Annotated in this window: 17 protein-coding genes and 1 tRNA gene; 8 read left to right on the forward strand and 10 right to left on the reverse strand. The window is 59.4% G+C overall.

The window, feature by feature from the left end:
• Positions 1-12 precede the first annotated feature (12 nt).
• Entirely contained in the window at positions 13-1,119 is a 1,107-nt protein-coding gene (locus BDE40_RS00940) for a CaiB/BaiF CoA transferase family protein (protein WP_134011980.1), read from the reverse strand.
• Entirely contained in the window at positions 1,119-2,282 is a 1,164-nt protein-coding gene (locus BDE40_RS00945) for an acyl-CoA dehydrogenase family protein (RefSeq protein WP_134011982.1), read from the reverse strand. Before BDE40_RS00945 ends, BDE40_RS00940 begins: the two co-directional genes overlap by 1 nt.
• 163 nt (positions 2,283-2,445) lie before the next feature.
• Between BDE40_RS00945 and BDE40_RS00950 the strand changes: the two genes are divergently transcribed.
• Positions 2,446-3,213: an SDR family NAD(P)-dependent oxidoreductase gene (locus BDE40_RS00950; protein WP_134011984.1), complete on the forward strand. Its 768-nt coding sequence runs from the start codon at positions 2,446-2,448 to the stop codon at positions 3,211-3,213.
• Positions 3,214-3,239: 26 nt separating this feature from the next.
• Here the strand turns inward: BDE40_RS00950 and BDE40_RS00955 are convergent, their stop codons facing one another.
• The 5 genes from BDE40_RS00955 to BDE40_RS00975 all read right to left on the reverse strand — a co-directional run bounded on the left by BDE40_RS00955 (position 3,240) and on the right by BDE40_RS00975 (position 9,938).
• On the reverse strand, positions 3,240-4,076 hold the full coding sequence (locus BDE40_RS00955; protein ID WP_134011985.1) for a 3-oxoadipate:acetyl-CoA acetyltransferase: 837 nt from the start codon (positions 4,074-4,076) through the stop codon (positions 3,240-3,242).
• Between the two features lie 122 nt (positions 4,077-4,198).
• Positions 4,199-5,908 carry a hydantoinase B/oxoprolinase family protein gene (locus tag BDE40_RS00960; protein ID WP_134011986.1) on the reverse strand — a complete coding sequence of 570 codons (1,710 nt, stop codon included), beginning with the start codon at positions 5,906-5,908 and terminating at the stop codon, positions 4,199-4,201.
• Positions 5,909-5,913: 5 nt separating this feature from the next.
• The gene (locus BDE40_RS00965) at positions 5,914-7,998 is read right to left on the reverse strand and encodes a hydantoinase/oxoprolinase family protein (protein ID WP_134011987.1); all 2,085 of its coding nucleotides are present in this window, start codon (positions 7,996-7,998) and stop codon (positions 5,914-5,916) included.
• A gap of 92 nt (positions 7,999-8,090) precedes the next feature.
• Positions 8,091-9,008: a LysR family transcriptional regulator gene (locus BDE40_RS00970; protein ID WP_134011989.1), complete on the reverse strand. Its 918-nt coding sequence runs from the start codon at positions 9,006-9,008 to the stop codon at positions 8,091-8,093.
• A 9-nt stretch (positions 9,009-9,017) separates the two neighbouring features.
• Positions 9,018-9,938, reverse strand: a complete 921-nt coding sequence (locus BDE40_RS00975; protein ID WP_134011991.1) for a zinc ABC transporter substrate-binding protein — start codon at positions 9,936-9,938, stop codon at positions 9,018-9,020.
• An 84-nt stretch (positions 9,939-10,022) separates the two neighbouring features.
• On the opposite strand from BDE40_RS00975, the gene BDE40_RS00980 reads away from it, so the two are divergent.
• From BDE40_RS00980 to BDE40_RS00990, 3 genes are read left to right on the forward strand one after another with little or no spacing between them, the layout of a single operon-like run.
• Positions 10,023-10,502: a transcriptional repressor gene (locus BDE40_RS00980; protein ID WP_134011993.1), complete on the forward strand. Its 480-nt coding sequence runs from the start codon at positions 10,023-10,025 to the stop codon at positions 10,500-10,502.
• Positions 10,499-11,263 carry an ATP-binding cassette domain-containing protein gene (locus BDE40_RS00985; RefSeq protein ID WP_134011995.1) on the forward strand — a complete coding sequence of 255 codons (765 nt, stop codon included), beginning with the start codon at positions 10,499-10,501 and terminating at the stop codon, positions 11,261-11,263. Before BDE40_RS00980 ends, BDE40_RS00985 begins: the two co-directional genes overlap by 4 nt.
• On the forward strand, positions 11,263-12,051 hold the full coding sequence (locus tag BDE40_RS00990; RefSeq protein ID WP_134011997.1) for a metal ABC transporter permease: 789 nt from the start codon (positions 11,263-11,265) through the stop codon (positions 12,049-12,051). Before BDE40_RS00985 ends, BDE40_RS00990 begins: the two co-directional genes overlap by 1 nt.
• On the opposite strand, the gene BDE40_RS00995 is transcribed toward BDE40_RS00990, so the two are convergent.
• Positions 12,038-12,577, reverse strand: coding sequence for an SRPBCC family protein (locus BDE40_RS00995; RefSeq protein WP_134011999.1), 540 nt, complete (start codon positions 12,575-12,577; stop codon positions 12,038-12,040). The genes BDE40_RS00990 and BDE40_RS00995 overlap by 14 nt on opposite strands.
• On the reverse strand, positions 12,574-15,756 hold the full coding sequence (locus BDE40_RS01000; RefSeq protein ID WP_134012001.1) for a 4Fe-4S dicluster domain-containing protein: 3,183 nt from the start codon (positions 15,754-15,756) through the stop codon (positions 12,574-12,576). The genes BDE40_RS00995 and BDE40_RS01000 overlap by 4 nt, the downstream gene beginning before the upstream one ends.
• A 114-nt stretch (positions 15,757-15,870) precedes the next feature.
• Between BDE40_RS01000 and BDE40_RS01005 the strand changes: the two genes are divergently transcribed.
• The 4 genes from BDE40_RS01005 (at position 15,871) to BDE40_RS01020 (ending at position 20,139) form a co-directional block, all read left to right on the forward strand.
• Positions 15,871-16,569, forward strand: a complete 699-nt coding sequence (locus tag BDE40_RS01005; protein ID WP_211342388.1) for an HAD family hydrolase — start codon at positions 15,871-15,873, stop codon at positions 16,567-16,569.
• 100 nt (positions 16,570-16,669) lie between these two features.
• Positions 16,670-18,226 (forward strand): trimethylamine methyltransferase family protein, encoded by a 1,557-nt coding sequence (locus tag BDE40_RS01010; protein WP_134012005.1) that lies wholly within the window; start codon positions 16,670-16,672, stop codon positions 18,224-18,226.
• 195 nt (positions 18,227-18,421) lie between these two features.
• Positions 18,422-19,024 carry a heme NO-binding domain-containing protein gene (locus BDE40_RS01015; RefSeq protein WP_134012007.1) on the forward strand — a complete coding sequence of 201 codons (603 nt, stop codon included), beginning with the start codon at positions 18,422-18,424 and terminating at the stop codon, positions 19,022-19,024.
• Complete coding sequence (locus tag BDE40_RS01020) at positions 19,021-20,139, forward strand: GGDEF domain-containing protein (protein WP_134012009.1); 1,119 nt, start codon at positions 19,021-19,023, stop codon at positions 20,137-20,139. The genes BDE40_RS01015 and BDE40_RS01020 overlap by 4 nt, the downstream gene beginning before the upstream one ends.
• 55 nt (positions 20,140-20,194) lie before the next feature.
• On the opposite strand, the gene BDE40_RS01025 is transcribed toward BDE40_RS01020, so the two are convergent.
• A tRNA-Glu gene (locus tag BDE40_RS01025) sits at positions 20,195-20,269 on the reverse strand.
• Positions 20,270-20,324: the final 55 nt, after the last annotated feature.

A 20,324-nucleotide genomic window follows, 5' to 3' on the forward strand; every position in this document is an offset into this window, starting at 1 on the left:
GAACCGCCACGCTTAGGTGGTGGAGGTATCTCCAAGTTCGGGAACGCCGCCGTAGGTGCGGGGCGCGCCGTGGATGACTGGTGCGGGAGCAGGGATCGAGACAGGCCCGTTGGGTGTTTGCACAGTGATCCGCCGCAAATGCGGATGCGAGGACAGGCCCGCCATATCGTTCACATTGGCCAAAGCGACATCCGAGCGCAGCAAAGCTTGCGTCACCTCATCAACGGTCATTTCGGAGAACTTGGCCGCTATGAGCACGTCGGTTTTCGCGCGGTTTTTAACCCGTGCCACATTTGTCGCAAATAGTGGATCAACGCCCAAGCGCTCGTCGCCTAAGAATTCGCGACACAGGCGTCGCCATTCCCTGTCACTTTGCACGGAGATCAGAACGAGCTTTCCGTCTTTGGTCTCAAACACGCCGTAGGGGGCAATTGACGGATGCATCATACCCTGCCGGGTCGGGCTATTACCGCCTTCATGATTGAGCAACGGGACGGTTAGCCATTCGGCAATCACGTCAAACATCGATACGGAAATGCTGGCGCCCTTGCCGGTGATGCCACGCTGAATCAATGCCTCAAGGATGGCGGCATGGGCGGTGGCACCCGTGGCGATATCGACGACGGAAAGACCCACGCGGGACGGCTCTGACGGGCCACCAGTGATGGAACAGAGGCCCGATTCAGCTTGTATCAGCAGATCATAGGCCTTGCGCTCCGCCATGGGCCCGCGTTCGCCATAGCCGTTGATTGAGCAGGAAATCAGGTGGGGGTAGGTCTTCGCCAATCGCTCCGTGCCGAAGCCCAGCCGGTTCAGCGCATTGTGTTTCAGGTTCTGGATCAGGACGTCTGCCGTACCAAGAAGTTCCTCCAAGGCGGTTTTACCTGCGTCCGTCGCCAAGTCGCAAACCAGTGAGGTTTTGCCACGGTTGAGCCACACGAAATAGCTGGACTGGCCCGCCGCGGCGGTATCGTATCCGCGCGCAAAATCGCCCTCGGGGCGTTCAATCTTGATGACCTCCGCCCCCGCATCTGCAAGGCGGGCAGAGGCGAACGGGGCCGCCACCGCTTGCTCGATCGCGATGACTTTAAGACCCGTTAGCGGTAGTTTCTGCGTCATCAAAACGACCTCGGCATGCCTAGCACATGCTCGGCGACATAGGACAGGATCAGGTTGGTTGAGATTGGCGCAACCTGATACAGCCGCGTCTCGCGGAATTTGCGTTCGATGTCATATTCGCAGGCAAAACCGAAGCCGCCGTGGAATTGTAGGCACGCATTGGCGGCCTCCCATGATGCTTTCGCAGCAAGGTACTTCGCCATATTGGCCTGCGCACCACAGTCCTCGCCCGCGTCATAGCGGCGGCACGCGTCGTAGCGCATCAGATTGGCCGCCTCGATTTCGATGAAAGCTTCCGCGATTGGAAATTGAACCCCTTGGTTTTGCCCGATGGGGCGCCCGAAAACGGTGCGTTCGCTGACATATTTGGTCACGCGGTCTGTGAACCAGTAGCCGTCCCCGATACATTCCGCCGCGATCAATGTGCGTTCGGCGTTCAGGCCGGTCAGGATATACTTGAAGCCCTTGCCTTCCTCGCCGATCAGGTTTTCCTCGGGGATTTCCAGATTGTCGAAGAACAGCTCGTTGGTCTCGTGATTCACCATATTCAGGATGGGCCGCACGGACATGCCGTTTTGCATCGCGTCTTTGATATCGACGAGGAAGATCGACAGACCTTCGGATTTCTTCTTTACCTCTGACAACGGTGTCGTTCGGGCCAGCAGGATCATCAGGTCCGAGTGCTGCACACGGCTGATCCAAACCTTCTGCCCGTTAATCACATAGCGGTCGCCTTTCTTGACAGCGGTGGTCTTGAGCTGCGTCGTATCTGTTCCGGTTGTGGGCTCGGTCACACCCATGGATTGCAACCGCAACTCGCCGGAGGCAATGCGGGGCAGGTATTTCTGGCGCTGCTCTTCCGAACCATGACGCACCAAGGTGTTCATATTATACATCTGGCCATGGCACGCGCCGGAATTGCCGCCTGCGCGGTTGATTTCTTCCATGATGACGGAGGCTTCCGTTAGCCCAAGCCCCGAGCCTCCGTATTGTTCAGGGATCAAAGCCGCCATCCAGCCCGCCTTAGTCAGCGCATCGACGAATGCTTCGGGGTATCCGCGCTGTTCGTCGATTTTGCGGTGGTATTCGTCGGGAAACTCGGCGCAAAGCGCGCGTATCGCGTCCCGTATATCTTCAAATTCGTCAGTGGTGTGTTGAAGCATGATCACTCTCGTCAACAAGGGGGCTGAAATTCGCAAGCTTGCGTATGGGGATCACTATGGCCCCCACCATTCTGATACTGCAAACATATAAAACCATCGGCACGTTATAGCTTTGCGCTATCGGCTGTCGGCATATAAAATCCACCCGACAAGGAGATTTATCATGGAATTGAAAACAGGCATGTCAGCGGTTGTGACCGGTGGCGGATCAGGTTTGGGCGAAGCGACGGCACGCGCATTGGCGGCCAAGGGTTTGAAGGTCGCAATCTTTGACCGCAATGCGGAGGCCGGGCAGGCTGTCGCCTCTGATATTGGTGGCCTGTTTTGTAACGCCGACGTCACCGACAATGAGAGCATGGTCGCAGCGTTTGAGGCCGCACGTCTTGCCCATGGGCAGGAACGTGTGTTGGTCTCTTGTGCGGGCATCGCACCGGGGGCGAAAACTGCCTCAAAGGGACAGCCGCATGACGCGCAACTTTTTCGCACGGCGTTGGATGTAAACTTGTTCGGCGTTTTTATGGCCTCGTCTTTGGCCGCCGCTGGAATGTCCGAAGCAAACGCTTTGAATGACGATGGCGAGCGGGGGGTGATCATCAATACGGCCTCAATCGCGGCCTTTGACGGGCAGGTCGGGCAGATTGCCTATGCGGCGTCTAAAGCAGGTATCGTGGGGATGACTCTGCCGATGGCGCGCGATCTAAGCCGCTCCGGTATTCGCGTCATGGCCATCGCGCCGGGGCTGTTCATGACGCCGATGATGAAAGGGCTACCACAAGACGTGCAAGACTCCTTAGGCGGGCAAACACCCTTTCCTCAACGGCTAGGCGATCCAGCAGAATTTGCGGCGCTCGTCTGCTCCATCTGCGAAAATGTGATGATGAACGGCGAAGTCATCCGGCTGGACGGCGCAATTCGTATGGGGCCTAGGTAACTGCGCATCTTCGACCGTCAAACGGTCTAGGTCGCGACCGGTCGAAGTCCTAGAATTTCACGGGATTGCTGCCAAGTCGCGACAGGGCGGTCGTATTTTTCGCACAGCCCGACGGCGCGTTGCACCAAGGCTGCGTTCGACGGGGCGAGGGTCTCGCGATCCCAGCGGATGTTGTCCTCCAAGCCGGTTCGCGTATGTCCACCTTGCGCGATTGACCATTCATTGACCTGAACTTGTGCCGGTCCAACGCCTGCCGCGCACCACTCTGCGTCAGGGGCGAGGCGGTTTAGCGTTTCAATGTAGAAATCGAAAATTCGCTTGTCGGCAGGCATCGCATTCTTCACGCCCATCACGAATTGCACATATAGAGGCCCCTTTAGCCGTCCGTCGGCGGCCATGCGTGTGGCCTGAACAATATGGCTGAGGTCAAAGGCCTCGATCTCTGGTTTCACATCATATTTCAGCATCTCGGCTGCCAGCCAATTCACCAGATCGGGGCTGTTTTCGTAGACGCGGGTCGGGAAGTTGTTAGACCCCACGGATAGCGAGGCCATATCTGGCGCCAAGGGCAGCATCCCACCGCGGTCACGTCCCGAGCCAGAGCGCCCGCCGGTAGAGAGTTGGATAACCATGCCGGGGCAGTGCTTTTTTATACCTTCTTTCAGCCGCGCAAACCGTTCCGCGTCCGAGGTAGGTTTGCCTTGATCATCGCGAACATGACAATGCGCGATGGAGGCACCTGCCTCGAAAGACGCATGCGTGCTTTCGATCTGTTCGGTGATCGTGACGGGCACCGCAGGGTTGTCGGCTTGTGTTGGGACGGATCCGGTAATGGCCACGCAGATGATGCAGGGTTTAGACATTGTGGTGTTCCTCTACACGCCGATCAACAGGGCTATGCACTCGCCTCGGCGATTGCTGAAACGATAGGGGATGGCCTCCCGTGATGCAATTAACGTCCCGTGGAAAGCCTCTAAAGGTTGACCTAGACCGTGTCGCCCTTGCGCATCTTTTCTTGCACATCCGCGATGTCCGCATCGCTTAACGCATAATCGCGTTTGGCCGTCTCGGCGGTGATATAGCCTCGCAAAAGATCGCGTTTGACCAGATCAAGCGACCGTTCCGCCGGATCGCCATAGCCCGCGCCCCCTGGCAGGGCGAGCATCACCTTACGCCCATGTGGCACGAATTGCTTGCCCTTGCCATACATCTTGGACCCGTCGTCTTGCGCGATGGTGGTGCAGGCCCCCGCATTGCCGCCGCGACGCCCGCGGGCGGGATGATCGACACGGTCAAACATGGCCTGAAAGTCGAACTCGTGCCCCTCGCGTGCGCCGACCTCCATATATTGCCCCAACCCGCCACGTTGCTTGCCAGCTCCGCCTGAATCGGGACGCAATTCCTTGCGCCAGATGATCACAGGCCCCGCATGCTCCGTGGCCTCGATCGGCATCGTCATAACTCCAGAAGGGAACGCCGTGGCGTTCAACCCGTCATGCTCGGGACGCGCGCCGGAGCCGCCGGAGTTGAACGTCAGCACCTCGGAGCGCACGGCGTCCGGTGGCGCTGGCGCGTCGGTGCGCGGGCGTAAAGAGACTTGGAAGTTGCACAGGCAGCCCGCACCTTCGGCGGGCACCACGCCCGGCAGGATTTTATCCAAGGCGTCGTAGACCGTATCCGGCACGAAATGCCCCACGATATGGCGCAAGGCCACGGGGGCCGGGTGCACAGCGTTGACGATGGTGTTCTCCGGCGCTTCGATCTCGAACGGAGCCAGTGAGGCCGCGTTGTTCGGGATCTCCGGCGCGATGGCGCATTTCAGCGCGTAGCAGGCATAGGCCTTGGCGTAGACCAGCGGGCAGTTGATGCCCTTCTTGTCGACGCCGGAGGTACCCGTGAAGTCCGACACGATCCGGTCCTCCTTGATCGTCAGTTTGACCTTCAGCGTGATTGGGGTGGCGAAGCCGTCGACGGTCATCTCGCCCTCTGCGCTGGTGCGGGGCAGGGCGGCGATACGCTCCAACGTGGCGCGGCGGGAGTTGTCCAAGATGAACGCGGCGATGCCGTCCAGATCGTCCAGCCCGAACTCCTCCATCATCTCGATCAGACGGCGGTGACCGATCTCGTTACACGTCGCCAGCGCATACATGTCGCCGATCAACTGATCCGGCTCGCGCACATTGCCGCGCACGATGCGCACTAAGGTGTCGTCCACGTCGCCACGCTCCGCGAATTTCATGATGGGGATGTAGAGCCCTTCCTCATAGACACTCGCCGCATCCGCCCCGAAGCCGCGCCCGCCAATATCCACGATATGCGCGGTGCAGGCGAAGAAGCCGACCAGAACGCCGTTATGGAAAGAGGGCGTCACCATCGTGATATCGTGCAGGTGGCCGGTGCCTTCCCAAGGGTCGTTGGTCAGGTAGACGTCGCCTTCAAAGATGTTCTGCCGCCCGATGCGCCGGATGAAATGCGCCACCGCGTCTGCCATGGCGTTGACGTGGCCGGGCGTGCCGGTGACCGCTTGTGCCAACATTCGACCATGGGTGTCGTATACCCCTGCGGACAAGTCGCCCGCTTCGCGCACGGAGGTCGAGAACGCGGTGCGCACTAGGGCTTGCGCCTGCTCTTCGACGACCGAGATCAGACGGTTCCACATGACCTGATAGGCGACGTTGGACTGTGACTGTGCCATGTGATTCAGGCCCCCTTCTTGGTGGTGATGTCGATGCAGCCGTCCGGCTGGCGGATGGCTTTACGGGACGACGGGACGATGATCGTCGTCTCATCCTCGGTGATGGCGGCCGGGCCTGTGACCTCTGCGCCCTCGATCATGTCCTCGCGTAACACGACGGAGGCTTGCGTGAAATTCGCAGTGGCCGGATCGAATAGCGAGCGCGAGCCGTGGATCGGGGCGGCACCAATGGGATTGGCGGGCGCGATCTTCACTACTTTTTCGGGCGGTGTCGTGGCATTGACGGACCAGACGGTGATTTCGATATCCATGCCTGTAACTGCGCGGCCGAACAGCTTGGTGTAATCCTCGACAAACCGCGCCTCGAAGGTTGCGGCGTCGGGGTTCATCGCCTGCGCTTCGGTCAGGGCGATCGGGATTTCCCAGCCTTGGCCCGTGTAGCGCATGTAGACCTTGAACTCTGACAGAATGTCGCTCTCCGCATCGCAGTTGCGCACAAAGCCCGTTGCCTCGGCCTTCAAGTCACTCAACAACGCCTTGATCTTGTCCGCGTCGAAGTCCGACAGCTTCATATAGACCGAGCGGTTGGCCTCGAAGCTGAACGGCGCGCGCAGGAAACCGATGGCAGAGCCGACACCCGCGCCGGGCGGCACCAGCAGGCGCTCTACCCCCAGTTTTTCGCACAAGCGTCCCGCGTGCAGCGGTGCCGCGCCGCCGAATGCGATCATGGTGTATTCGCTCAGGTCCTCGCCGTTTTCCACTGCATGCACCCGCGCTGCGTTCGCCATGTTTTCGTCTACAACTTCGGCCAAGCCGAAGGCCGAGGTCGCGGCGTCCATGTCCAGCACGTCACCCAGAACGGCGCTTAACGCGGCTTCAGACGCGGAGGTTTCCAGCTTGATCGAGCCGCCCGCGAAGTTGTCAGGGTCCAGCTTGCCCAGCACAAGGTCGGCGTCTGTCACCGCAGGCTTGTCGCCGCCGCGCCCGTAGCAGGCGGGGCCGGGCTCGGAGCCCGCGCTTTCCGGCCCGACGCGGATCTGGCGCATCGCATCAACATGGGCCAGCGAGCCGCCACCAGCGCCGATTTCTACCATGTCGATCACCGGGATCGAAATCGGCATTCCCGACCCCTTTTTGAAGCGATACGTTCGCGCCACTTCGAAAACCCGCGACGTTTTTGGCGTCTGATCCTTGATCAGACAAATCTTGGCCGTGGTCCCGCCCATATCGAAGGACAGCACCTTGTCCAACCCATACCGCGCGGCGATATTGGCGGCGAACACTGCGCCACCTGCGGGGCCGGATTCGACCAGACGCACGGGGAACTCCGCTGCATTCTCCAGCGATATAATCCCCCCGCCCGAGTGCATGAGGAAGATGTTGCATCCCACGCCCTCGTCGCGCAGGCGGCCTTCCAGACGGCCCAGATAGGACTTCATCAGCGGCTTGATATAGGCGTTCGCCACGACAGTATTGAACCGTTCATATTCGCGCATCTGCGGGCTGACTTCGGACGACAGCGATATCATCACGTCCGGCAAGCGCTTCACCAGCACGTCGCGCACCAGTTTTTCGTGCGTGTCGTTGAGGTAAGAGTGGATCAACCCGATGGCGACACTGTCATATCCGGCCTCCGCGATGGCCTCGACTACTGGCGCAATATCCGCCTCGGTCAGCGGCATAAGTTCCGCCCCCGTCGCATCAATCCGCCCCGGCACGGTGTAGCGGCATTGGCGGGGCAGCAAGGGTTCGGGGATGTTGAGGTTCAGGTCATACTGCTCGAACCGCGATTCCGTGCGCATTTCGATCACGTCGCGGAAACCTTCGGTGGTGATCAGCGCGGTCTTCGCGCCGCGCCGCTCGATCAGGGCGTTGGTGGCGAGGGTCGTGCCATGGATAATTTGCCCGATATCGGCGGGCGTCACATCGGCCTTGACGCAGACCTGCTGCATCCCGTCGATGATGGCATTCTCGGGCGCTATGTAGGTGGTCAGCACCTTGGTCGAGAACGACGCGCCGTCCACCTCCAGCACCACGTCGGTAAACGTGCCGCCAATGTCTACACCAAGTCGAATCGAGGAAGTTTTCATACAGATCACCCAAGGAGTTTTGAGAAGAGTAGGTGAAGTTGGAGGATATAATCCAATTATTTATATATATTCTAGTGATAGATTTTAGTTATCTAGCGTTTGCTGCTTTCCCTGAAATCTGTTGCGGTTTCTTCGGCAATGCGGGCGGCATGCAATACGAACCTCGCCACTTTCTCGGCATGGTAGCGCGCGCAGAAGCGTAAAGGGTTGGGGGTCCAATCCACGCAGAGATGTACCAGCTTCCCGACGGCTATATCCTTGGCCACCATTGCTTCCGGCAACAAAGACACCCCCATTCCGTCTAGCGTCATTTGCAAACAGGAGGACATCGAACTTGAAGGCACGAAGCCTGCCTTTGGCAAGGCATTGGCGTCTGCATGGTCCGACAATTCGGTGAAGGCCTGCGTGTGGCGGGCATGCGTTAGCAAGGTGTGAGGGATCAAATCCTTCACGGTCAGTTTAGTCGGAAGCTCCGCTGCAATTTCGGAGGAGGCCACCCATGCATAAGGGTACTCTCCAAGCTCGATCTGGCCTGTCACAGTGGTTGCGAAGGGGGCGGTTTGCAGTGTCAGGTCCAGCTCGTTGAGAGCCAACGCGCGGTCCAGAGTGCGGGACAAATCTACGGTTAACTCGAAGGAAACCTCGGGATAGGCCGCTTTTAGACGCCGCAGATATTCATGCAGCCAAGTCGCCGCGACCAGCTCGGTGACGCCAAGCCGTAAACGGTTCTGCACAAGGTCAGGGCGGGCTGCAACTTCGATCAGCTCTTCTGCCTGACGCAGGACCGCACGGGCGGCTTGCAGGATTTCGTGGCCCTTATCTGTAAGTCTCACCGACCCGGCATCGCGCTGCATCAGAATTGTTCCGAGCGTGGATTCAAGGCTCGCAATACGCGACGAGATGTTGGGCTGGGTGGTATTCAGATGTCGGGCAGCTTTGCGAAAGCTGCCCAAATCGGCCACCCAGACAAGGGCTTCGAGTTGTTTAAGGGTGAATGTGTTGCCGAGCATAGTCTGCGTTTAGCATTCTGCGATTGCCTTCGCCATGCCGAGCAACATTGCGGTGTAAAGCGACTGTCCGATTGTAAGCGTTGACCCCAGCGGGTCCAAAACAGCGACGCGGGCATCTGTACCTTCTAGCACAGTCGCCACCAGCCCTTCCGAAAACTGCGGTTCAGAGAACGCGCAGGATACACCCTTTTCGCGCACCAATTCTTGGATGTGTTCAACCCGAGCCGGACCGGGCGCAGTTGCATCTCCAAGCGAAATCGCTGCGCTGGCTTCGACATCAAAACGCGCTTCGAAGTAATGAAAAGCGTCGTGGAAGACGATGAATGTTTTCCCTTTGGCCGGAGCCAGAATGCGCTCGATTTCGACCGTTGACGCGTGAAGGTCGGCCTCGGCGCGTTGCGCATTCGCTGCATATTTATCTGCGTTCTCAGGATCGAGGACGGAAAGTTCAGACGCGATGATTGAAAGCCAAACCGCCGCGTTATCCGGGTCTAACCATGCGTGCGGGTCAACATCGGAATGAGCGTCATGATCGTCATGGCCATCATGATCGCCGTGGTCATGCCCATCGGCCTCGAAGGCGGCATCGGTGCGAAATTCCAGAGTTTCGGTTTCGGGCAGGTGCAAAAGTTCAATGTCTTTGGCATTCGGTGCAATACGGTCCAGAAGCGGTTCGAGCCATGGCGTCAAGCCGCCGCCGACCCAGAACACGGCTTGCGCTTGCTCCAATGCACCAGCTTGAGATGGCCTTAGGGAGAAACTGTGCGGAGAGGCGTTGGCCGTGACAAGCAATTCCGGCGTGCCCAAATCCCCCATAACCTGCGCGACGAGGGAATGGATGGGGGCAATGTCAGTGACGACGCGAGGGGTCTCGGCAAGAGCAACTTGCGGGAGCGAAAGAAGAAGGGAAGCAAGAGCGGGGCGCAGCATAGGTCACCTATGTGATTGTATAACATATCGCGCTTTGATAAACGTTACTTTATAACACATCAACCCCATGTTTCAGGAGTCCCCATGGAATCGCTCGGTTTCAAGCATCATGATCATTCCAGTTGCATTTCAGGCGGTGTTGCAGCGGTTGCGCAGACCTGCGCCGATGAGGGGCTGCAATTCACCCCTGTCCGCAAGCGTGTGTTGGAAATTCTGCTGGAAAGGCACCGCGCAATCGGGGCCTATGAAATTCTGGACGTTTTGCGCGAAGAAGGCATGGGGTCTCAGCCACCCGTTGCCTACCGCGCGCTGGATTTCCTGGTGAAATACGGGTTTGCCCACAAGATCGAGCGCTTGAACGCTTTCATCGCGTGCTCCCATCCGGGTGACGCCCATGCTGCCGCTTTCTTGATTTGCCGCAGCTGCGATGCGGTCGCCGAGACCGCGACGGCACCGGCAGGAGGACGACTTGGGAAGGCCGCAGAAGAAACTGGGTTCACCATAGAACGCACGGTTTTGGAGGCAGAAGGCGTGTGCCCGAATTGTCAGGGCAATTCCGAATGAACGCTCTGGTAGAGTTCCAAGACGTGAACCTGAGCTATGGGGCTCAAAAGGTGCTCGATGACGTCAATCTGAGCATCGCACCCGGCGAGATTGTCACCATTGTTGGGCCAAACGGCTCTGGCAAGTCCTCGCTGCTGCGTGCGTTGATTGGGGCGTTGAAGCCCGCGTCGGGGCAAATCAATCGCGCTTCAGGATTGCGCATCGGCTACGTGCCGCAAAAGCTGCATATCGACCCGACTCTCCCCATGACCGTGAGGCGGTTCCTGAGCTTGCCTCTAAAAATAATCGATGCGGAAGCTGCGCAGGCATTGCAGCGAGCCGGTGTCTATGACCTTGGTCCGCGACAGATGTCGCTCCTGTCCGGCGGACAGTTTCAACGGGTGCTGCTTGCACGCGCCTTGCTTCACAAGCCGCAATTGTTGCTGTTGGACGAAGCCACTCAAGGTTTAGACCAACCCGGCTCCGCCGCGTTTTACCGCCATATCGAGAAGGTGCGGGACGAGCTGAACTGCGCCGTCCTGATGATCAGCCATGAGCTGCACGTTGTGATGAGCGCCTCCGACCGCGTGATCTGCCTGAACGGTCATGTCTGTTGCGAAGGCAAGCCCGATGTCGTCGCCTCTGCCCCCGAATACCGTGCGTTGTTCGGGACCGGCACAGGCGGGGCGTTGGCATTGTATCGCCACGATCATGATCACGCCCATGGCGACGGGTGCGACCACGACCATACCCACGATCCTGTTAACGAGGCCGCCGACTGATGCTCGATAGTTTTCTTGTAAGGGCCGCGCTGGCGGGTCTTGGCGTGGCCTTGGCCGCAGCACCCTTGGGGTGCTTCGTCGTATGGCGGCGCATGGCCTATTTCGGTGACGCGACGGCCCACGCTTCGATCCTTGGCGTGGCGTTGGCGCTGAGTTTCAACATGTCCGTATTTGCGGGGGTTCTGGTCGTGGCGCTGATCATGGCGACGACAGTGTCAACTTTGTCAGGACGTGGCTATGCGATGGACACGTTGCTTGGTGTCTTGGCGCATTCGGCCATTGCTTTCGGATTGGTTGCCGTTTCTTTCCTTGAGGGTGTCCGCATCGACCTCATGGCCTATCTTTTCGGGGATATCCTTGCAGTTGGTCGTGTCGATCTGGCCGTGATCTGGGGGGGGGCGCTTCTGGTTCTGGCGCTGGTCGGATGGCGTTGGCAGCAACTTCTTACCGCCACGGTCAGCCCTGATCTGGCACATGCCAGCGGCATTGATCCGAAACGGGAGCAGCTGATTTTGACGATTGCACTGGCTGTGGTGGTTGCTGTCGCAATCAAGGTCGTGGGCGTGCTACTGATTGCTGCGTTGTTGATCATCCCTGCCGCCGCCGCGAGACCGTTGTCCCAAACGCCGGAACGCATGGCCGCAATCGCCGCAGGCATTGGCGCGGCATCCGCAATTGGGGGGCTACAACTGGCTTATGCTTTCGACACGCCTGCCGGCCCGACCATAGTGTGCGTCGCAGCGGCGGTGTTTGCACTGACGAGCCTGTTCAGCCTCATTCGGGATTAGCTTCCATCCAGTCGCGAAAATCTTCAAGCTCCGCCTGCAACGGAGGCCGTTTCGAGCGGCTCATGAACCATCCCGAAATGCGCGACCATCCGCCAAGTCGCATCTCGGTTGTGACGCGCAACGTCGTGCCATCCCCTTCAGGGGTGAAGGTGGCTTCCAGAACACCCTCGGCGGGGAGTTTGCCGAAGATCGGGCTGTAATCGTCGCGCATGTCATAGGCCAAGGCAGGCATGACACCCTGCGTCATCTCATCGGGTGCCAAAGGAAGCACGCGGGTGATTTGCAGATGGCTCGCCATGCGGTGCGGCGCATCGACTTCGATCACGGTTTCGATCATTTCGGTCTTCAGTTCAGGGTAGATAAACATCCAAACCGCCTGCGTGCCGGGCCCGTCATCCACGAGATTGGTGAATGTCACTTCGGTCCGGGTGGACGCATTGGCGGCAGTCAGTCGTGCATCCGTATAGCGGCGGTAGACCTGTTCTTGAGGCAGCGCGATAAACACCTCGCCTGTCATGCGTGTCACAGGTCAATCTCCAACAAACCATCCTTCTGAGCCGCGCGGGATTGGCACAAGATCAAGGATGTCGTGCGATCCGAGTTGGAAAGCACAAAGTCACGGTGCTCGACCTCTCCGGAAATCAAACCGCATTTGCACACGCCGCATAGCCCGTCAGAGCATTTGACATCCACATGCACCCCCTCTCGCAGAAGGGCGTCGGTCGCGGCCTCGTCTTTGCGGACAGCGATGTCGCGTCCGGATTTGGCCAATCGCAAAACGAAATCGTGGTTCACGTAATCCGGCTGCTCGGGAACCGAGAAAAATTCCAGATGCCGCGCCTCCTCCGGGAAGCCGTTCGCCTCTGCCGTTTCCATCACCGAGGCCATGTAAACTTCCGGCCCACAGGTGTAGACATGCGCGCCGTCGCGGTGTTTCAGTGTCGCGGCAAGGTCGCAGCGCGATCCTTCATCGGAGAAGTGGTAGTGGACATTCTTCGCCCACGGCATCTTCGATAAATGCTCAAGAAATCCTGCGCCTGCCCGCGTTGAGCAGGAGTAGTGCAACGCGAACTCGGCGCCGACGGCGTGTAGCCTGTGGGCCATGGCGATCATCGGGGTCACCCCGATGCCGCCACCCATCAGGTAGGTGAACGACGCATCTTCATGTAGCGGGAAGTGGTTGATCGGCTTGGAAATATGCACCCGCCGGCCTTCCTCGAATATCCGGTGCAACAAGCGCGAACCGCCCCGCCCGTGATCCTCGCGCAGTACCGCGATCTGGTAGCGGGAGCGGTCGGCGGGGTCGCCGGACAGGGAGTATTGGCGCAGGAATTCGGGGGCGACGACAACGTCGATATGTGCGCCTGCCTCCACGGGAGGCATGTCAGAGCCGTCGGGCATGGCGAACTCGTATTTCGTCACTGTGTCGGTCATATGCTCGACCTTTGAGATCACCGCGCCCATGACGGGGCTGTCTTGCTGGTCGGCGGTGTAGATATGCTCGGGCGCTAACCCCTTGGCGCGACGGGCTTTATGCTCGGAGGCGGGGATCATTGCCTTGTAAGCCGCGATCCCGGCCTCGCGGTCCATCGGGTAGGGGTAGGCATAGGGCGGCGGGGCCAAAGGGGCGGGGTAGACGGCCAGTGTTTGGTCCTCGTAACGCAGGTCCAAACCCTTTTGCAGTCCGCGTGCGTTCACCGGATGGGCGGAGGGGCGGTAGGCCCCGTCGTCGACCATTTCAAGATCCCACCACCACTTTTTGACGGGGTTTATTTCGCCTTGTCCTGCCAAATCATCCAGCTTTGCCAAGGCCTTGGCGGCTTTTGGTACGGTCATGGCCAGCTTGCGGAAGGGCGCTTCCGAGAACAGCCCCTCAAGGTTCCACGGGCAGGTTTTCATGCAGCGCCCGCACATCGCGCCGTTCTTTTGGGCGACGCGGTAGGTCGTGCATTTCTGGCTGTCGGACTTCCATATCTCGTAGCCGTTGAACATCAGTTTCGGGCCTGCGGTGATCGCACCAGAGGGGCATTCGCGGGCGCATTTATTGCAGGCTTCGCAGAAGGTTTGAAGGCCAAAATCTATTGGTTTATCGTGGGTTAGCGGCATGTTGGTGGTGACCACGCCGGACTTAAGGCGGGGGCCTAGGAAGGGGTTCAGGATGACCTCGCCAATGCGGGAGACCTCGCCCAAGCCGGACAAAAGCAACAGGGGCGGGTGCAGCACCTCGTCATCCATCACCGAATGGACGCGGGCGGTGTAGCCGAGGCGGCGGAGGTGTTCGGCCAGCACACCGCCCAGCAGCGAGAACCGCAGGTAGGCCCGCATGGATTGGGCGCAGGCAATCCAGTCGTCGCCGGAAGCGCCTTCCATGGTCTCGTGGCCCTGGTCGATAATCATGGAAATCGCGTTGGAATGGTAGGGTGTGATCGGCTGACCTGCTGCGTCGTGGCTGTAATAAACCCAGTCGGGACAGGCGCTTAGGCCAACGGCATCTACCCCCAGCCAGTAGAGCGCAGCCTTGATGTTGGCGGCGTTGCGGTCGGGGTCTTGCGTGGACTCGTGGGCCTCGGCGGCCTCGCCGTCTTGCAGAAGAACGAAGGCGCCAAGGGAGGGGCGGAAGGCGAAAGCCGCCGCCGACTTGCGGACATAGTTGCCGTTTTTGGTGGCCTCCTGAACCGTTTTGCCCATGTCACCGAACAGGCCCCGCGCGAACAGATTGGCGCGTTTCGGGACGCGGGCGACGTTGGGCTTGTCGATATAGGTGGTCGGGTCTTCAACCCGTTTCAGGGTCTCGAACGGGTGCAGGCCGTCGCGGAATTTGCGTGTCTGAAAAGCGTCGGCTTTGCGTCTGCTTTTCGTATGGCCGGAAAGACCGACTGCCCATGACAGGCCGGGCTTGGCATTTGGTGCCAAGGGCCGGTCCGCAGACATCGCCAACGTCGTGGTGACCACGGCCAATCCGTAGCGGTTGCCCAGAAACGGATTTGCGCCGTCCGCATGGTTCAGGCCCGACGCCACGGCCAGCTTGCCCAGATGCACGTCGCTCGCGGCCATGGAATGCGCCCGCGCATCGAAGCCCAACGTACGGATGTAGGAAGCGAGGGTCACGGCCGTCTCCATCCCGCGCAGGCAGGTGCGGTGGTCTTGGGCATCGATGATCCAGTCGCACCCGACCTCCTCCGCGTCGGGGTCGCGGGGCATGTCGTAGAGGAACACCAACGCGTGGGTATGGTGTTCGCAAGCCTGCGGCGGGGCGCGCATGCTCTCGCGCAGGCCCGCCATGATGACGTCGATGCCAGCGGCCAAGGTTTTGGGTTGCAAGGTGCGCAGCTTGTCGGCCAATCGGTCCACATCGGGGTTGACCAGTGGGGTGTCCAACCAAGCCTCGCGCGGTATCTCGCAGGTGCCGACCATGGAGGCGTCGCAATAGTAGCCGAACGCCTTGAGGTGGTTGGCCCGCTCCGTCAGGTCGTCCGGTATCTCGGCCAGTTCCTTTTTGACCAGCCCCTCGCGGGTGGCGTCGAGCATGGCCTGATACTCTTGCATCGCGTTGACGATGCTCAAAGGGTCTTCAGGCCGCCGAAAGCTGACATGCGCCATCTCGGGCACATGATCCAAAGCGGCACTATCTACCCGCTCCAGCTTTTCCAAGGGATAGGGTCCCAGATGGACGGGGCGATTGCGGTAGGAGAAGAGTTTTGTCATTCAGGGCTGCTTTAAAGTTCTGCCGGCACGCGGCGCATAGCGCTTGTTCTCGTTGCTCATACTCGTCAGTGTCACGGAGCATTCATAGCGGGTCAAGAGAGGAACGGGCTGGATATGACAGGGCAGATCAAAGGCTTGCTGTTCGACAAGGATGGCACGTTACTGGATTTCGACGCGACTTGGGGCCAATGGGCTGCCGGATTCTTTGACGATTTGGCGCAGGGCGATGTGGGACTGAGTGCGCGCATGGCGGATGCGGCCGGATTCGATGCGGCGACCAGAACCTTCCACCCCGACAGTCCGGTGATTGCCGATACCGCAGATATGGTGATTGATCTGTTGCTGCCTTTCGTTCCGCATTGGGAGCGGCAGGCCTTGCTGGAATATGGCAATGAGAAAGCGGCGCAGGCCGAATTGGTGACCCCGTGTGCCTTGCCCGAGCTGTTTGACCGGTTCGATGCCATGGGGCTGCCGTTGGGGATTGCGACGAACGACGCCGAAAGCTCTGCGCATGCACATATGCGCGCTTTGGGGGTCGAGACGCGGTTCGCGCGCATTTTGGGATTTGATTCCGGCTTTGGCGGAAAGCCCGCGCCGGAGATGCTTCTGGCGTTCTCGGACCATTGCGGATTTGCCCCGTCGGAGGTGGCGATGGTTGGCGACAGCACCCATGACCTTCACGCCGGCCGCAACGCGGGAATGATTTGCGTGGGCGTGCTGACCGGCCCCGCAAGCCGCGCTGATCTGGAGCCGCATGCGGATGTCGTTTTGGACAGCATTGCCGATATTCCGCACTGGTTGGCCGCGCGGTAGCCTTGCGCCAAAAGCGACGTAACCGGTCGGTAACTGCCAAACCTGCCCTTGGGGCGCGGTGCAAGCTGGGGAGGCAGCTAACACCGGAGGTCACAGCGACATGGCAGATGAACCCAGCAAACGTAAGCGCGGCGGTGGCCGTGCGGGGAACGCCAGACGCACGACCTCCAAGCTGCCGGAGCAGATGCCGTGGCGCATTCCTGTTAATGTGGACAAACCTACCGAGCCATTGGACGAAGACGGCGTTCACGCCATCCACAAAGGTGCGATGCGCATACTGTCCGAGATCGGCATTGAATTCCTGAACCCTGACGCGTGCGAGATTCTGAAAGGCGCGGGCTGCAAGGTCGACGGCACCAACGTGCGGATGGACGAGGATTTCGTGATGGAGATGCTGGGCCATGCGCCAGCGGAGTTCACCATCACCCCGCGCAACCCCAACCGTGCGATCCCGATGGGGGGCAAGCATATTCTGTTCGGCAACGTGTCCTCTCCGCCGAATATGTGGGATCTGAAACGCGGCAAGCGCACCGGCGATTTCGAGGGGTACAAGGAGTTCATCAAGCTCACCCAGTTCTTCAATTGCATCCATTTTGCGGGCGGCTATCCGGTAGAGCCCATCGACATTCACGCCCGCGAACGACATCTCGACTGCCTGTTTGAGAAGCTGACCCTGACGGACAAGGTGGTTCACGCCTATTCACTGGGCAAGGAGCGGGTGGAGGACGTGATGGAGATGGTGCGCATCGCGGGGGGCATGACGCGCGAGGAGTTCGACGCCAAGCCGCATATGTATACCAACATCAACTCGGTCTCGCCCTTGAAGCACGACTTCCCGATGCTTGAGGGCGCGATGATCCATGCGCGGCGCAACCAGCCGGTGATCGTCACGCCCTTTACCTTGGCGGGGGCCATGGCGCCCGTGACCATGTCGGGGGCGGTCACGCTTTCGCTGGCCGAAGGGTTGGCGGCGATTGTGCTGCTGCAAGTCATCAATCCGGGCGCCCCTTGTGCCATCGGGACGTTCACCTCCAACGTGGACATGAAAACCGGCGCACCTGCGTTCGGGACGCCGGAATATATGCGCGCGACGCAGATGACGGGGCAGATGGGGCGGTTTTATGGTTTGCCGATCCGCTCGTCCGGCGTGTGCGCCGCGAATGTGCCGGACGGGCAGGCGATGTGGGAGACGTCGAATTCCCTTTGGGCCGCCGTGCAATCTGGCACGAACGTGGTCTACCACGCGGCTGGCTGGCTGGAGGGCGGGCTGATCGCGAGCCCCGAGAAGTTCGTCATGGATTGCGACGTGATCCAGCAAATCCAGCGTTATATGGAGCCTGCCACCTATGCGACCACGCCGGAGGATATCGCCGTGGAGGCCATCCGCGAGGTTGGCCCCAACGGGCATTACTTCGGCTGCCAGCACACGCAGGACCGGTATGAGGATGCGTTCTATTCGCCGCTGATCTCCGACTGGTCGAACTACGAGGCGTGGGAGCTGAATGGCGGGGTCTGGACCGCCGAGCGGGCGCATGAGATGTATAAAGGCATCATCGAGGAGTTCGAGGCCCCGCCTTTGGATATCGCCATTCGCGACGAGTTGGCGGACTTCGTGGCGCGGCGGAAGGCCGAAGGCGGGGTGCCGACGGATTTCTAGAACTCGGCGTAAGATGTGCCAGTTGGCTGTGCTTGGATTTGCAGATCGGAAGCCGGTTAATTGCAACTTATTGCTATAAGTCGTCCATAAACGAATATCCAAGCCCGCTCACTTTAGCGAATTCGTAAGGTTTCCTTGGCGTTTCCTTAATCGTTTTGCGTCAGACCTGTCTCTAGGTTTGGCAAAAGGCATCTTATGTACGGCTTGGTTCATCGCGCGTTGCAGTGTTTTTCACAAGACACCTATGGGGACGTGGTGTGGAACAAGGTGGTCGCGGAAGCGGGCGTTCAGGTTCATGAATACGAGGCGATGCTGTTCTACCCGGATCATCATTTGGATGATGTTCTACTGGCGCTTTCCAATCATTTGGACAAAACACCTGCGCAGGTGTCCGAAGATGTCGGCGCATATCTGGTCACACATCAGCGGATGGAGGCCGTGCGCAGATTGCTGCGCTTCGGAGGCGCAACCTTCGAGGAGTTTGTGCTGTCTCTTGATGAACTCCATGACCGTGTGAAGCTGGCTTTGCCGGAACTGGACCTTCCCGAACTCGAAGTGGAGGCGCATTCAGGCTCTTCGTTTAGCGTGTTGGTGAAATCTGAACATCACAGGTTCGGGGCAGTTCTGCTTGGCATACTGCGTGCGATGGCTGACGATTTTGGAACCCTTGTCATGCTGGACCTTGGAAGGTCCACACAGGGAAGCGACGATGTCGAGCGCGCAACGATCGAGTTGTTCGAGACCGATTTTGCGACTGGCCGCGGCTTTGGCTTGGTGGCGGAGGAGTCCGGCAGATGAAGGATGACGCGGCTCCGTCTGTTCCAACGACTGCTGTGCCGTTTGATCCAGGCGCGCTTGGGGCATTGATGCCGATGCATCTTCATGTGTCACCCACGGGCCATGTCCTGTCTGTCGGGCCAACACTGGCGAAATTGCGACCGAATGAAACCCTTGTAGGACAGCGTTTTCTGGAGCTATTCGAGGTTAAGCGCCCGATGCATATCCATCAGTTTGGCGATTTGCTAAACCATGGGAGCTGTTTGATCCGCACGAAATTCCGTACAGGACACCGGCTTGGCCTGAAGGGGCTGTTCGTCCCGCTTGCGGCCCAGCATCCTTTGCTTCCTGACAGGCGCCGATCGGGAGCAGCACGACCCGTTCTGCGCCCGAACCCGCAAACCGTGGCTGACCCGCAACCCGCGTTCAGCGGCGCGCTGATCAACCTGTCGCTTGGGGTCAATGTGGTGGAGGCCGTACAACGCTACAGCTTGAGCAGTGCGGATTTTGCGCCGGCTGATCCCACCGTAGATATGTTGTATCTGATAGAGGCCAAGTCTGTAGCACTGGAAGAATCCAAACGGTTGAATGCGCGTCTGGAAGGCGCGCGGGTCGAGGCCGAAACGCAGGCCTACACCGACACGCTGACGGGCCTTCAAAACCGTCGCAGCATGGATAGTTTGCTGCATCAGCTGGAACGGTCCGGAGAGCCGTTTGGCTTAATGCATCTGGATTTGGACTATTTCAAGCAGGTCAACGACACGTTCGGCCATGGCGCAGGGGACTATGTGCTGAAACGTGTCTCGGCGGTGTTGCAAGACGAAACCCGCGCCAGTGATCTGGTTGCGCGGGTCGGCGGGGACGAATTCGTGCTCGTCTTTCGAGGTTGCGTGAATCTGACAATACTCGAAGGCATCGCATTGCGCATCATCACACGTTTGGAAGAACCGATCGCCTATAACGGCCACCAGTGCCGAATCTCGGCGAGCATAGGGACGACATTGTCGAGCTTTTACCAAATTCCGGCAGCGGATCGTATGCTGCATGACGCGGATCAGGCTTTGTATAAGTCAAAAGACAGAGGACGGGCACGTCATACGGTTTTCGATCCCGAACAACGTGACGCGCGCAGCTAGAGCCTGCATGTGTGGGCTTAACCGACGGGCGGGTTCAATATTGGGGAAACGAAAGTGGTACTCCCTAGGGGAATCGAACCCCTCTTTTCAGGTTGAAAACCTGACGTCCTAACCGATAGACGAAGGGAGCACCGGGATCGTGAGGGGCTATTTAGGCAAGGCGCGGCGCGCTGGCAAGAGGAAAA

This window comes from Litoreibacter halocynthiae, assembly GCF_004365635.1.
GTDB lineage: Bacteria > Pseudomonadota > Alphaproteobacteria > Rhodobacterales > Rhodobacteraceae > Litoreibacter > Litoreibacter halocynthiae.

What these genes read in the sequence shown, in the direction of transcription:
- BDE40_RS00940 (WP_134011980.1), bottom strand. Translation starts at nt 1,119, where the DNA reads ATGACGCAGAAACTACCGCTAACGGGTCTTAAAGTCATCGCGATCGAG.
- BDE40_RS00945 (WP_134011982.1), bottom strand. Translation starts at nt 2,282, where the DNA reads ATGCTTCAACACACCACTGACGAATTTGAAGATATACGGGACGCGATA.
- BDE40_RS00950 (WP_134011984.1), top strand. Translation starts at nt 2,446, where the DNA reads ATGGAATTGAAAACAGGCATGTCAGCGGTTGTGACCGGTGGCGGATCA.
- BDE40_RS00955 (WP_134011985.1), bottom strand. Translation starts at nt 4,076, where the DNA reads ATGTCTAAACCCTGCATCATCTGCGTGGCCATTACCGGATCCGTCCCA.
- BDE40_RS00960 (WP_134011986.1), bottom strand. Translation starts at nt 5,908, where the DNA reads ATGGCACAGTCACAGTCCAACGTCGCCTATCAGGTCATGTGGAACCGT.
- BDE40_RS00965 (WP_134011987.1), bottom strand. Translation starts at nt 7,998, where the DNA reads ATGAAAACTTCCTCGATTCGACTTGGTGTAGACATTGGCGGCACGTTT.
- BDE40_RS00970 (WP_134011989.1), bottom strand. Translation starts at nt 9,008, where the DNA reads ATGCTCGGCAACACATTCACCCTTAAACAACTCGAAGCCCTTGTCTGG.
- BDE40_RS00975 (WP_134011991.1), bottom strand. Translation starts at nt 9,938, where the DNA reads ATGCTGCGCCCCGCTCTTGCTTCCCTTCTTCTTTCGCTCCCGCAAGTT.
- BDE40_RS00980 (WP_134011993.1), top strand. Translation starts at nt 10,023, where the DNA reads ATGGAATCGCTCGGTTTCAAGCATCATGATCATTCCAGTTGCATTTCA.
- BDE40_RS00985 (WP_134011995.1), top strand. Translation starts at nt 10,499, where the DNA reads ATGAACGCTCTGGTAGAGTTCCAAGACGTGAACCTGAGCTATGGGGCT.
- BDE40_RS00990 (WP_134011997.1), top strand. Translation starts at nt 11,263, where the DNA reads ATGCTCGATAGTTTTCTTGTAAGGGCCGCGCTGGCGGGTCTTGGCGTG.
- BDE40_RS01000 (WP_134012001.1), bottom strand. Translation starts at nt 15,756, where the DNA reads ATGACAAAACTCTTCTCCTACCGCAATCGCCCCGTCCATCTGGGACCC.
- BDE40_RS01005 (WP_211342388.1), top strand. Translation starts at nt 15,871, where the DNA reads ATGACAGGGCAGATCAAAGGCTTGCTGTTCGACAAGGATGGCACGTTA.
- BDE40_RS01010 (WP_134012005.1), top strand. Translation starts at nt 16,670, where the DNA reads ATGGCAGATGAACCCAGCAAACGTAAGCGCGGCGGTGGCCGTGCGGGG.
- BDE40_RS01015 (WP_134012007.1), top strand. Translation starts at nt 18,422, where the DNA reads ATGTACGGCTTGGTTCATCGCGCGTTGCAGTGTTTTTCACAAGACACC.
- BDE40_RS01020 (WP_134012009.1), top strand. Translation starts at nt 19,021, where the DNA reads ATGAAGGATGACGCGGCTCCGTCTGTTCCAACGACTGCTGTGCCGTTT.